The following is a 13,190-nucleotide window of genomic DNA, read 5'->3' as shown; positions in this document are numbered from 1 at the left end:
GTTGTGCCGGCGGTGGCCAATTTCATCAAGCGTTTTGGTCGATGAATTGCGTTAGTTGAGACTTGGATTGCGCGCCTACCAGTGAAGCGACTTTGGTACCAGACTTGAACAGCATAACGGTCGGTACACCGCGTACGCCTTGTTCTGCGGCAATTTCAGGCGCATCGTCAACGTTTACGCTGACCACTTTTAAGTTATCACCGCGCTCGGCAGCCACTTCATCGACAACCGGTGCCATAACTTTACACGGGCCACACCAGGGTGCCCAAAATTTTAGCAGGACAGGCTGGTCGGCGTTGAGGACTTCTTGCTCAAAATTAGCGTTAGTGACGTCAACATTATTAGCCATTTGCTTCTCCCGTTTGCGTTGCTCTTGCAGTGTCGTTGCCTCAAATGGAGCAACGGTCATTACGCGTTAAACCTGCGCACTTTCATTACGCCAAGTCGGCAGATGTTAGCGGGCGCGGCGTTTGCTGGCAAATATCTGCGCTTATTTTTGTGCTTAATTACAAAATTAATAGATGCTAATAGAGATTATCTCTTATAATATAAGTGAATTATAGAATGTTTTTTTATGCCAAATAGTGCTTTGTGGCGAGTGCAAGATAGGCGGTGCCAGCGTTAGATGACCTGCCTGCTATCGGTATAGATAATGAGGTGATGATATGAAGCTACAACAACTTCGCTATATTTGGGAAGTTAACCGACACAACCTAAATGTATCGGCGACCGCTCAAAGCCTGTTTACCTCTCAGCCTGGTATTTCCAAGCAAATACGGCTGTTGGAGGATGAGTTGGGCGTTGAGATTTTCGCGCGTAGCGGAAAACATCTAACCCGGGTAACGCCAGCAGGTCAGTCCATTATTAACCTAGCGGGCCAGGTGCTCAAGCTTACCGAAAATATTAAACAGGTGGCCCAGGAGCATAGCGATGAGCGGCGGGGAAGCTTATCTATTGCGACCACGCATACCCAAGCACGCTATGCACTTCCGCCGATCATCAGTGAATTTACGCTGAAATATCCGGAAGTCGCGCTACATATGCAGCAGGGTACGCCTAAGCAAATTGCTCAAATGGTGAGTGAGGGGCAGGCCGATTTTGCGATTGCCACTGAATCGCTGGAGCTGTTTACAGACTTGGTACTCTTGCCTTGTTACCGCTGGAATCGCTGTATCCTGGTGCCTAAAGGCCACCCACTGGCAGCGCTGAGTGGACCTTTAACGCTGGAAGCGTTGGCAGAACATCCGCTGGTGACGTATGTCTTTGGATTTACTGGCCGTTCCCAGTTGGATGATGCGTTTAAAGCGAAGGGTTTGACGCCTAACGTTGTGCTAACGGCAGCGGATGCCGACGTGATTAAAACCTATGTGCGGCTCGGCATGGGCGTTGGGATCGTGGCACATATGGCGGTAGACGATAAGTTGGACGGGGATTTAGTCGCGGTGGATGCCAGCCACCTGTTTGCGAGTTCAACGACTAAAATAGGCATTCGCCGGGGCACGTTTATGCGTGGCTATATGTACGATTTCCTGGCGCGCTTTGCCCCACACTTGACGCGAGACCGTGTGGATGAGGCGCTCATTGCTGGCCCACGCTTTGAACAAGCGCTGTTTGAAGGGATAGAGCTGCCCGAGTACTGATAGCTTGTGGCACTGATGTGTGACAAGTGCTTGTTACACGCACTTACCACACGTACTTATCACAAGCACTTATTACAAGTACGGATTAGAAGTACCTACGAAAACACTAACGCTTTAAACGCTCACGTTGTTAGGGGGCATGATGCCAGCGAAACCGCTGGCAAGCTGCTAACAACGTGAGTCGTACGTTTGGCTTGTGGCCTAACCTCGGTGCCAGGTTTCTCAGCACCTGGTTTTTCAGTATCTGGTTTTTCAATGACAGGTTTTCAGAGAAAGGCTTAATGCTGTAGGTGCAAGCCACACTCGCGTTTTTCCTCCACCTTGGTGGGGTCGAAGTAATCGAAGTTGTTGGGCAGGTCGTGCGCCTGTAAATATTGATACATCTCTTTAGCACTCCAATGCAACACCGGCGCCACTTTAACCAGCCCATCACTGTTACGGCTGACGGGCTGCATTTTGGCCCGTTCGGGCGTGTCTTCTGCACGAAGCGCTGTAAACCATACGTCAGGGCGCATCTCACTTAATGCACGTTCAAACGGCTCGATTTTGACCTCTTGGGTGAAGGCCGCATGGCGCGAGTTATCAATGCCCGGCATGGGGCCTTCGAGCGCTTCACGATGCGCGCGCGTCCGCTTGGGTATATAGCTGACCATGTTCAGGTTCAAGCGCGTTATTAGCTCGTCGGCGAATTGATAAGTGGCTTCGGTGTTATAGCCACTGTCCATCCAGACAATCGGCATGTCAGGACGTACCTGTGTCACCATGTGCAGAATAACGGCTTCAAAAGGGCGAAAGTTCGTCGTACAGATCGCCCTTTCGCCTTGTGTTAACGCCCACTCAATAAGTGCTTGTGGGTTCTTGCTAAAATCGTTCTCGGAAAAATCACGATTGATCGCATCTAGCGATGAGGACATGCTGCCTCCTTGTCATATTAATGAACCATACCGCTAGGCTATCAAACTGTCCGCCGTTCCCCCCAATACCGTTTGGTTTGGCTTTTATATTCCTTTTTGATTTAAGTACGGCGGCTGTTATTCCAGTGCCTTAATAAGGTGGCGAATTTTATCCAGTGTCTCCACGTACTCTTCCTCAAGTGCTGAGTCGGCAACCAGCCCACCGCCGCCCCACACGTGAAGCCTCCCGGCATCCGCCGCTAACGTACGAATAGTAATAGAAGTGTCCATGCTGCCACGTATATCAACGTATCCCATGCTTCCGCAGTACACGCTGCGCTGACACGGCTCAAGCTCGGCGATAATCTGCATGGCGCGAACCTTGGGCGCGCCGGTAATCGACCCGCCGGGAAAGGCCGCCGCCAATAAGGCAAGAGGGGAGGCGCCGGACGCGAGCTGTCCGCGCACTACGCTCACCAGATGATGCACATTAGGGTAGCTTTCCAGCTTGCAGAGTTGGGGCACATTGATACTGCCCGGCTTACATACACGGCCCAGGTCATTGCGCAGTAAATCAACGATCATGACGTTTTCAGCACGATCTTTAAGGCTGCTCGTTAGATCATTGGCCAGAGCAAGATCCTCATCAGCCGTAGCGCCCCGTGGTCGGGTGCCTTTTATAGGACGAGCCTCAACCGCGCCATTATTGCTTTTGATAAACCGCTCGGGTGAAAGAGAGAGAACGGCCTGCTGGCCCCAAGCCATGAAGCCTGAAAACGGTGTGGGCGTGGCGTTGCGTAAGCGTAAATAGGCCTGCCATTCATCGCCCTGGTAGGCAGCAGAAAAGCGCTGGGCGAGGTTAATCTGATAACAGTCGCCCGCCAGAATATAGCGCTGAACGGCTTTGAAGCGTTCAGCGTAATCGCTCTGGCTAAGCTCTGCTTGAAAGGGTTCGGTTAAGGCAAAAGGAGGGCGTTTGGGCGGCGCCTGGTCTAGCCACTCTAGAACCTGCTCTCGACGCTGCGCGGTGGCTACCAGCCACGCCCGCTTTGCTACGTGGTCAAGGGTGATGCACCAGTCATAAAGGCCCAGGCGCGCCTGAGGAAGGTGAGTCACCTGAGGTTGTTGGTGGGTCGCCAGTGAGCGCCCAAGGTCATAGCCCCAGTAGCCTATCAGCCCGCCCATAAAGGGCAGCTCGCTATGTAAAGCGTGTTGATTAACCTCCGTAGCCTGGTGCGGTAGCTGATTTAACAGCCACTGCTGCTGAGCAAAGCAATCGCCTGGCGGTAGAGCCGCTATATTGAGCTGTTCACTCGCAAGCTCTGACTTGCCTGTGGCGTCCACTTCCAGCGTCGCTAAGGGGTCGCTGCTCAGAATATCGTAGCGGCCTTGAGCGACGGGGCGGCCACTATCCAAAAGTACTGCACCTGGGCGTTGGCGAAGCGAATCAAACAGCGCTAACGGGTCAGAAGAATAGGGCAGCGTAAATATCGACAATGCCGTGGTCATGGAGCAAACGCCTCGCCGGTAAAAGGCTGCTCATTTTAGAGGGCGTTGAAGGCCGACACCAGCAATGCAATCGATGTGCTTCAAACGGTTTTAGCGAGATTGTTGACACTAAGGAAAGGGATAGACTTTTTGCTTACAACCAAAGATGCATAAAATCGCCAGTATTCTATGGTTGACGCTAGAAAGGCGCGCAGCTAAAGTTTGAACACTTTCCTAATTGTCGACAATTCGCCATGAGTTCATTCATTAGCGCCCCCTATTCTGTTGATTCGTCGCTTGAAATAGCGCCGCCTGAAGTGCGCACGCTAGCCGAGCGGGTATTTCATCAACTGCAAAGCGATATTGTGCGTGGCGTCTTGGCGCCAGGCAGCAAAATCACTGAGCCCGGGCTTTCAAAAACGTACGGCATTTCTCGTGGTCCGCTTCGCGAAGCCATGCGGCGTTTAGAGTCTCATCGCTTGATTGAGCGCGTACCTCACGTCGGCGCACGCGTCGTTAAGCTCTCAATGAAAGAGCTGATAGAGCTGTTTGATGTACGCGAAGCGTTGGAAAGCATGGCCGCAAGGCTAGCAGCGGAGCATATGTCGGCAGAGGAAATACAAGGCCTTCGTGATGTGCTGGCACTGCACGAAGGGCAGGCTGATTTACAACGCGGTGAAGCTTACTATCAGCGTGAGGGTGATCTCGACTTTCATTACCGCATTGTGCAAGGCAGCCACAACAAGATGCTAATGAGCCTGCTGTGCAATGACTTGTATTACCTGGTGCGCCTTTATCGTACGCAGTTTAGTGCTAGCGGTACGCGCCCGCAGCGTGCCTTTGTTGAGCACCACCGGATCGTGGACGCCATTGAAGCAGGCGACGCCGAACTTGCTGAGCTATTAATGCGCCGCCACGTCAGTGCCTCGCGTGCCAATGTTGCCGACCGTTATGCCGCGATTCTTAAACAGCAATCATCTGAGCCTGCCGAGGAACGGCAGGCCCCTACCCTTCAGGAGACACGCTAATGTCAACGCTCACCCCAGGCGCCCGTTTTAAAGCCGCCCTTGACGCCCAGCGCCCGCTGGCCATTTTAGGCACTATTAACGCGTATACGGCGATGATGGCTGAACGTGTCGGCCATCAGGCGATCTACCTTTCCGGCGGTGGGGTGGCAAATGCCTCGTTTGGCCTGCCTGATTTAGGGATGACCAGCATGAACGATGTCGCCGAGGATGCGCGCCGTATCTGTGGTGCAACGGACCTGCCGTTGCTGGTGGATATTGATACCGGATGGGGCGGCGCGTTCAATATTGCCCGTACAGTGAAAGAGATGCAGCGTGCTGGCGTCGCCGCCGTTCATCTGGAGGACCAGGTGGCGCAAAAACGTTGTGGTCATCGACCCAACAAGGCAATCGTTTCCCAGGCTGAGATGGTTGATCGCATTAAAGCGGCCGCCGATGCCCGAATAGATCCCGATTTTTATCTGATTGCACGCACCGATGCTTTTCAAAAAGAGGGCCTGGACGCGGCTATTGAGCGCGCCAATGCCTGCGTTGAAGCCGGTGCGGATGCCATCTTTGCTGAAGCCGTATATACCCTTTCCGATTACCAGGCATTCTGCGAGCGAGTGGATGCCCCGATTCTGGCCAATATCACTGAGTTTGGTGCGACGCCGCTCTTTACTCAAGCCGAGCTTGGCGAGGTTGGTTGTCGCATGGTGCTTTACCCGCTCTCTGCGTTTCGAGCGATGAACGCTGCTGCCCTGAATGTCTATCAAAGCATTCTGGATAATGGCCATCAAAAAGAAGTCGTTAACACCATGCAGACGCGCGATGAACTCTACGATTTCCTCAACTATCACGATTTCGAGCAGAAACTGGATGCGTTATTCGCCGAAAAGGGCGAAGAGCCGCAATGAGGCGCGCACGACAACACGGTTATCTGCAATTAATGATAGGTACAACGATAAGCACACCAGGAGACTCGTCATGGCTGATAAACCGCTAGCGGGAGCAGGGCTGCGTGGACAAAGTGCGGGAACTACCGCCTTGTGTACTGTTGGAAAGACTGGCTCGGGCCTAACGTACCGTGGCTTTGATATCAAAGAGCTGGCTGAAAAGGCTAAATTTGAAGAAGTCGCCTACCTGCTCTTGAAAGGTAAATTGCCTAATCAGGCAGAGCTTGACGACTACATCCGCAAATTAAAGGGCTTGCGTGGGTTGCCCGATGCGCTGAAAACGGTGCTTGAGCAAATTCCGAAAGATGCTCACCCGATGGATGTCATGCGGACCGGCACCTCCATGCTGGGCAATCTTGAAACCGAAGAGAGTTTTGACGAGCAGCAGGACGTTGCTGATCGGCTGCTGGCCGTGTTGCCTTCGATCATTTGCTACTGGTATCGCTACTCTCATGACGGAGTGCGGATTGATACCCAAACCGACGCTGCATCGGTTGGCGGGCACTTCTTGCATCTACTGCGTGGCGAGCCGGCCTCTGAGCTCCATGCGCGAGTGATGAACGTATCGCTTATTTTATATGCCGAGCATGAGTTTAATGCGTCGACCTTTACCGCCCGGGTGTGTGCCTCAACGCTTTCTGATATGCACTCTTGCGTCACTGGCGCCATCGGTTCGCTGCGTGGCCCGCTGCATGGCGGTGCCAATGAAGCGGCCATGGCGATGATCGAAAACTGGAAATCGCCAGAAGAAGCGGAAAGCCAGATCATGGGCATGCTGGCGCGTAAGGATAAAATTATGGGATTTGGCCACGCGATTTATCGCGAGTCTGATCCACGCAACGAGATCATCAAGCAGTGGGCCAAAAAGCTTGCCGATGACGTAGGCGATACGGTGCTTTATCCCGTATCTGAAAGGGTCGAAGAAGTGATGTGGCGTGAGAAAAAGCTGTTCTGCAACGCAGACTTCTTCCATGCCAGCGCCTATCACTTTATGGATATTCCCACCAAGCTGTTCACACCAATTTTTGTCATGTCCCGGCTAACGGGGTGGGCCGCACATGTCTTTGAACAGCGCGCCAACAATCGAATTATCCGCCCCAGCGCTGACTATATTGGTCCCGAGAAAAGCGAGTGGGTGCCGATAGAAGCGCGAGATTAATCAGCGTGCTGCCTGGCGGCTTGGCTGCCGGGCTTGTTTAAGCTCCTCCTTTCGCGAGTCTGTTTTTATGAATAGCCAATATCGTCAACCACTGCCAGGCACCAGCCTTGATTACTTTAATGCGCGCCAAGCCGTTGAGGATATTCAGCCAGGAGCCTACGCCACGCTCCCTTACACATCACGCGTGCTGGCAGAGCAATTGGTACGCCGCTGTGATCCTGAGCTTCTCACCGATGCCCTTAAACAGCTCATTGAACGCCGGCGCGACCTGGACTTCCCTTGGTATCCTGCGCGGGTGGTATGCCACGATATTCTAGGCCAGACGGCGCTGGTTGATTTGGCCGGGCTGCGCGATGCTATCGCCGAGAAGGGCGGTGACCCGGCCAAGGTCAATCCCGTAGTTCCCACCCAGCTGATTGTCGATCATTCGTTGGCGGTAGAACACCCGGGCTTTGAAGAGGGGGCCTTTGAGAAAAATCGCGCCATTGAAGACCGGCGCAACGATGACCGCTTCCACTTTATCAACTGGACCAAAACGGCTTTTGAAAACGTTGATGTCATTCCGCCTGGCAATGGCATCATGCACCAGATCAATCTGGAGAAAATGTCGCCGGTAGTGCAGAACCGGGACGGCATTGCTTATCCTGATACCTGCGTGGGTACCGATAGCCATACCCCCATGGTGGACGCGCTCGGGGTTATTTCAGTCGGCGTTGGTGGCCTGGAAGCTGAGAGCGTCATGCTTGGTCGCGCTTCCATGATGCGCTTGCCCGATATCGTCGGGGTAGAGCTGACCGGTAAGCTGCAGCCAGGAATCACGGGCACCGATATGGTGCTGGCGATCACCGAGTTTCTGCGTAAAGAGCGCGTGGTCGGTGCCTATCTGGAATTTTATGGCGAGGGCGCCGATGCGCTGACGGTCGGCGATCGCGCCACGATTTCAAACATGACGCCCGAGTACGGTGCGACGGCGGCGATGTTCTATATCGATAGCCAAACCATCGATTATTTGAAGCTCACCGGTCGTGAAGATGAACAGGTGGCGCTGGTGGAAACCTATGCCAAGCACACCGGCCTTTGGGCGGACAGCCTGACACAGGTTGAGTACGAGCGAGTGCTGAGCTTTGATCTTTCATCGGTTGCGCGGACGTTGGCAGGGCCTTCCAACCCGCATGCGCACCTGCCCACTTCCGAGCTTGTTCAGCGCGGTATTGCGGTAGGGCTTGATGCAGCACGCGAAGAAGAGAAAGCGGGCAAAATGCCTGATGGCGCCGTTATTATCGCCGCTATCACCAGCTGCACCAATACGTCCAACCCGCGTAATATGGTGGCGGCTGGGTTAATTGCGCGCAACGCCAACCGGCTCGGCTTGTTGCGTAAACCCTGGGTAAAGTCATCCCTGGCGCCTGGTTCAAAAACGGTCAAGATGTACCTGGAAGAAGCCGGTTTGATGAATGAGCTGGAAGATCTGGGTTTTGGCGTGGTGGCTTATGCGTGCACCACCTGTAACGGCATGTCGGGTGCGCTTGACCCTGTTATTCAGCAGGAAATTATCGACCGGGACCTTTACGCCACGGCAGTGCTTTCCGGTAACCGCAACTTTGATGGGCGGATTCACCCCTACGCCCAGCAGGCCTTTTTGGCCTCGCCGCCATTAGTGGTTGCTTACGCCATTGCAGGCACTATTCGCTTTGATATTGAAAAAGACGTGCTGGGGATCGACCAGGCGGGGAATCCCGTTACCTTGAAGGATATCTGGCCAGCGGATGAAGAGATCGACGCTATTGTGAAATCCTCGGTGAAGCCCGAGCAGTTCCGCCAGACCTATATCCCCATGTTCGATATTGATAAAAGCGCGCGTGCCCAGGTTAATCCGCTATATGACTGGCGCCCCCAGAGTACCTACATTCGTCGCCCACCTTACTGGGAGGGCAATATGGCGAAAGAGCGTACCCTGAAAGGCATGCGCCCGCTGGCCATCTTGCCGGACAATATCACCACCGATCACCTATCGCCTTCCAACGCCATTCAGCTTAACAGCGCGGCGGGTGAGTATTTGGCGAAAATGGGCCTGCCGGAGGAGGACTTCAACTCCTACGCGACTCATCGCGGCGATCACCTCACCGCCCAGCGCGCTACCTTTGCCAATCCCAAGCTGTTTAACGAAATGGTCCGCGATGAAGAAGGCAATGTCGTTCAGGGATCGCTGGCGCGGGTCGAACCTGAAGGGGAAGTGACCCGCATGTGGGAAGCTATCGAAACCTACATGGCGCGTAAGCAGCCGCTGATCATTATTGCTGGCGCCGATTATGGCCAAGGCTCATCAAGAGACTGGGCTGCCAAAGGCGTGGCGCTTGCTGGTGTGGAAGCCATTGCTGCTGAAGGGTTTGAGCGTATTCATCGCACAAACCTGATTGGTATGGGCGTAATGCCGCTAGAGTTTGAGCCGGGAACCACGCGCACGACATTAGGCCTGGATGGCACCGAAACCTTTGATGTTGAGGGGGCTGTTTCGCCGGGCGCGATGCTTACGCTGGTGATCCATCGTCAAAACGGGGGCAGCGAGCGCGTAGCGGTCAAATGCCGCCTGGATACCGCCGAGGAAGTATCAATTTACGCCGCCGGTGGTGTGCTGCAGCGCTTTGCCCAGGACTTCCTCGAGTCAACGGCTGCGTAAGTGCCGGGTTATTTTTCGGAGTGAACAAGATGACTGATGTCGCCAACGCCCGCCATGTGCCGCAAATAAAAATCCCCGCCACCTATATGCGTGGCGGTACCAGCAAAGGCGTGTTTTTTAAATTAAGCGATTTACCCCAGGCTGCTCAGGTGCCGGGCGAGGCGCGTGACAAGCTGCTGCTGCGTGTGATTGGAAGCCCCGACCCGTACGAAAAACAGATTGACGGTATGGGCGGCGCGACCTCAAGCACCAGTAAAACGGTCATTCTTTCCAAAAGCCACTCGGCTGATCACGATGTGGATTATGTGTTTGGCCAAGTATCCATCGATAAGCCCTACGTGGATTGGAGCGGCAACTGCGGCAATCTTTCGGCGGCGGTAGGCCCATTTGCCGTAGCGAACGGGCTGGTTGATCCGGCACGTCTGCCTGAAAACGGTGTGGTCGAGGTGAGAATCTGGCAGGTCAATATCCAGAAAACTATCGTATCGCAGGTGCCCATCGTGAATGGGGAGGTTCAGGAGACCGGCGATTTCGAGTTGGATGGCGTGACCTTTCCCGCCGCCGAAATTCCCGTGGCTTTTATGGACCCGGCTGACGGCGAGGGGGCGATTTTTCCCACCGGCAACCTGGTGGATGACCTGAATGTGCCGGGTGTGGGTATTCTGAAAGCTACCCTTATCAATGCAGGTATCCCCACGGTGTTTATTAATGCCGCTGATATTGGTTACCGCGGTACCGAGCTGCAAAACGCCATCAATGGCGACGGTAAAGCATTAAGTATGTTTGAGACTATCCGTGCCCATGGCGCTGTACGTATGGGGTTGATAGGGGATGTCAGTGAGGCTGCGAGCCGCCAACATACGCCCAAGGTAGCGTTTGTTGGGCCGCCAACTGATTATGTTTCCTCGAGCGGTCAGACCGTTAACGCTGGTGATATCGATCTGGTGGTGCGGGCGCTGTCCATGGGTAAATTGCATCACGCCATGATGGGCACTGCCGCCGTGGCAATTGCCGCCGCCGCTGCGATAGACGGTACGCTGGTTAACTTGGCGGCCGGGGGCGGCAAGCGTCAGTCCGTTACGTTTGGCCACCCGTCGGGCAGTTTGCGCGTTGGCGCTGAGGCCAACCTGGTTGACGGGCACTGGCAGATTGATCAGGCCATTATGAGCCGCAGCGCGCGCGTGCTAATGGAAGGTGCGGTACGCGTACCGGGCGACAGCTTTTAACTCACTGCATTGATTGGGAGGCGACTCCATGAATGTCACAGCGGAGATAAACGAGCGGCCAGAATACGATGATGAGCTACAGCTAATCGCTGATTATGTGCTGAGCTTTGATACTCCCTCGCCGGCGGCACTGTCTACGGCTCGTTACTGCTTAATGGATACGTTGGGCTGTGGGCTTCTGGCGCTGCGTTTTCCAGAGTGCACCAAGCATCTTGGCCCGCTGGTAGAAGGTACCCAGGTTCCTTTTGGGGCGCGTGTGCCGGGCACTTCGCTACGCCTTGAACCGGTAAAAGCGGCCTGGGATATCGGCGCAACTATCCGCTGGCTGGATTATAACGATACCTGGCTTGCCGCCGAGTGGGGTCATCCCTCTGACAACCTTGGTGGCATCCTGGCGGTTGCCGATCACCTGTCGCAAAAGCGGGTTGCCCAGGGGGACGTCCCTCTGACGATGCGTGATGTGTTGAACGCCATGATCATGGCGCATGAAATTCAGGGAGTGTTGGCCCTGGAAAACAGCTTCAACCGGGTGGGGCTGGATCATGTACTGTTGGTGAAAGTGGCTTCAACGGCGGTGGTTGCCAAGCTAATGGGCGCTACGCGCGAGCAGTTGCTGGCCGCGCTTTCCCATGCGTGGGTAGACGGCCAGAGCCTGCGCACCTACCGACATGCACCCAATGCCGGGCCGCGCAAAAGCTGGGCGGCTGGCGATGCCACTTCCCGAGGCGTTCGTCTGGCAGATATGGCATTGCGCGGCGAGATGGGTATTCCCAGCGCGCTCAGCGCACCGCAATGGGGGTTTTACGATGTGTCCTTTAGCCATAGTAATAAAGATCTGAGCCTTAAACCTGAAGCAGAGCGGCGCCTGCGTTTTCAGCGTGAGTTTGGGTGCTATGTTATGGAAAACATTTTATTCAAAATTGCTTTCCCGGCGGAGTTCCATGCCCAAACCGCCTGCGAAGCGGCCGTGCTTCTGCACGCTCAGGTAAAAGAGCGCTTGGCTGATATTGAGCGCATTGTGATTACCACACATGATTCAGCGATTCGGATAATTTCCAAAACCGGAGCGTTGGCTAACCCCGCTGACCGCGATCACTGCCTGCAATACATGACGGCCGTGCCGCTTATCTTTGGCTCGCTTACCGCCGAGCACTATGAAGACAGCTTTCATGCGGCTCATCCGCTAATTGATGTACTGCGCGACAAAATGGTGGTCGAGGAGAATAGCGACTATTCAGCGGATTACCACGACCCGCAGAAGCGCTCTATCGCGAATGCGGTACAGGTCTTTTTCCGTGATGGTAGTGCAACAGACAAAGTTGCAGTGGAGTATCCGATAGGCCATCAGCGACGTCGAGAAGAGGGCATGCCGCTATTGGTCGATAAGTTTGAGCGCCATCTCGCCACCCGTTTCCCTGCATTTCGCTGCGAAAAGATTAGCCAGCTCTGCGGCAATCAAGCGACGCTTGAAGCAATGCCGGTGGATCAATTCATGTCACTTTGGATGATTTAAAAGTTTGCCTAGTCACGAGGTCACGGGCAGTAATGCGGAAGAGAGGAGTCGTTAGGTGAGCTTTTCAATGTTGGGTATGTGATAAACACTTGCCCGGCAAACAGCAGCTGTGCTGCCGCCGGGCAATAGTAATCCTGCTATGTTGCAGGGCTTACTGCAGGGCTTACTTCAGGGCTTTAGTCTTCGAGTACGATTTGGTCGCGCATGCGATCTACGGTTGCTGCGCCGATGCCGCTGACGCGCGTTAAATCATCAATACTTGCAAATTCTCCCTTGGTATCACGCTCTTCGATAATGGCGGTAGCGCGGCTTGGTCCAATGCCGGGAAGCTCGCTCAACAGCTCGGCGTTGGCGGTATTAACATTGATAGGCGCGACGGCTTGAGCCAGTGCGCTACTGGATAATCCCAGACTTAAACTAAGTAACAGGGCGGCAAACAAGCTTTTTAATGTCATGTTCATTACGCGTATTGTTCCTTCTTGTCGATAAAGAAAAGTAGCATAACCAGGCACTGTGCTAACGGGTGCCTTAACTAACTTAACGCGTTCGCTATCCTATTGTTGTCAGTGATGTAGGACACTGTTTGTAGGATTTTCGCTTGTACTGGTTAGCAAATAGCTTACAAGCGGGTCGT

General features: G+C 54.2%; 11 protein-coding genes. 7 read left to right on the top strand and 4 right to left on the bottom strand.

Translation table 11 applies throughout. From position 1 onward, the window contains the following. Positions 1-25: 25 nt before the first annotated feature. Positions 26-409, bottom strand: coding sequence for a thioredoxin (gene trxA, locus FKN99_RS06295; protein WP_140398967.1), 384 nt, complete (start codon positions 407-409; stop codon positions 26-28). A 256-nt stretch (positions 410-665) separates the two neighbouring features. Here trxA and cysB point away from each other — a divergent pair, with 256 nt between their 5' ends. Then, positions 666-1,640 carry an HTH-type transcriptional regulator CysB gene (cysB, locus tag FKN99_RS06290; RefSeq protein WP_172117087.1) on the top strand — a complete coding sequence of 325 codons (975 nt, stop codon included), beginning with the start codon at positions 666-668 and terminating at the stop codon, positions 1,638-1,640. 278 nt (positions 1,641-1,918) lie between these two features. Here the strand turns inward: cysB and FKN99_RS06285 are convergent, their stop codons facing one another. Both FKN99_RS06285 and pabB read right to left on the bottom strand, forming a co-directional pair. Continuing rightward, positions 1,919-2,554: a phosphoadenosine phosphosulfate reductase domain-containing protein gene (locus FKN99_RS06285; protein ID WP_172117086.1), complete on the bottom strand. Its 636-nt coding sequence runs from the start codon at positions 2,552-2,554 to the stop codon at positions 1,919-1,921. A gap of 117 nt (positions 2,555-2,671) precedes the next feature. Continuing rightward, entirely contained in the window at positions 2,672-4,042 is a 1,371-nt protein-coding gene (gene pabB, locus FKN99_RS06280; protein ID WP_172117085.1) for an aminodeoxychorismate synthase component I, read from the bottom strand. A gap of 233 nt (positions 4,043-4,275) precedes the next feature. Here pabB and FKN99_RS06275 point away from each other — a divergent pair, with 233 nt between their 5' ends. The 6 genes from FKN99_RS06275 to prpD all read left to right on the top strand — a co-directional run bounded on the left by FKN99_RS06275 (position 4,276) and on the right by prpD (position 12,556). Next, positions 4,276-5,049 carry a GntR family transcriptional regulator gene (locus FKN99_RS06275; protein WP_172117084.1) on the top strand — a complete coding sequence of 258 codons (774 nt, stop codon included), beginning with the start codon at positions 4,276-4,278 and terminating at the stop codon, positions 5,047-5,049. Continuing rightward, positions 5,049-5,942 carry a methylisocitrate lyase gene (prpB, locus tag FKN99_RS06270; RefSeq protein WP_087106685.1) on the top strand — a complete coding sequence of 298 codons (894 nt, stop codon included), beginning with the start codon at positions 5,049-5,051 and terminating at the stop codon, positions 5,940-5,942. The genes FKN99_RS06275 and prpB overlap by 1 nt, the downstream gene beginning before the upstream one ends. A 70-nt stretch (positions 5,943-6,012) precedes the next feature. Next, on the top strand, positions 6,013-7,140 hold the full coding sequence (gene prpC / locus FKN99_RS06265; RefSeq protein WP_172117083.1) for a bifunctional 2-methylcitrate synthase/citrate synthase: 1,128 nt from the start codon (positions 6,013-6,015) through the stop codon (positions 7,138-7,140). Between the two features lie 67 nt (positions 7,141-7,207). Then, positions 7,208-9,817, top strand: coding sequence for a Fe/S-dependent 2-methylisocitrate dehydratase AcnD (gene acnD, locus FKN99_RS06260; RefSeq protein ID WP_172117082.1), 2,610 nt, complete (start codon positions 7,208-7,210; stop codon positions 9,815-9,817). Between the two features lie 29 nt (positions 9,818-9,846). Continuing rightward, a complete protein-coding gene (gene prpF / locus FKN99_RS06255) occupies positions 9,847-11,043 on the top strand; it encodes a 2-methylaconitate cis-trans isomerase PrpF (protein WP_172117081.1) in 1,197 nt (398 codons plus the stop codon). A 28-nt stretch (positions 11,044-11,071) separates the two neighbouring features. After that, complete coding sequence (gene prpD, locus FKN99_RS06250; protein ID WP_172117080.1) at positions 11,072-12,556, top strand: 2-methylcitrate dehydratase; 1,485 nt, start codon at positions 11,072-11,074, stop codon at positions 12,554-12,556. Between the two features lie 176 nt (positions 12,557-12,732). Here the strand turns inward: prpD and FKN99_RS06245 are convergent, their stop codons facing one another. Beyond that, positions 12,733-13,017, bottom strand: a complete 285-nt coding sequence (locus FKN99_RS06245; protein WP_172117079.1) for a ComEA family DNA-binding protein — start codon at positions 13,015-13,017, stop codon at positions 12,733-12,735. Positions 13,018-13,190 lie beyond the last annotated feature (173 nt).

This window comes from Halomonas hibernica (genome assembly GCF_013183775.1).
In the GTDB taxonomy this organism is placed as follows: Bacteria; Pseudomonadota; Gammaproteobacteria; order Pseudomonadales; family Halomonadaceae; genus Vreelandella; species Vreelandella citrativorans.
The sequence above is the reverse complement of the archived record's forward strand: the minus strand, read 5'-3'. Positions and strand labels throughout refer to the sequence as shown.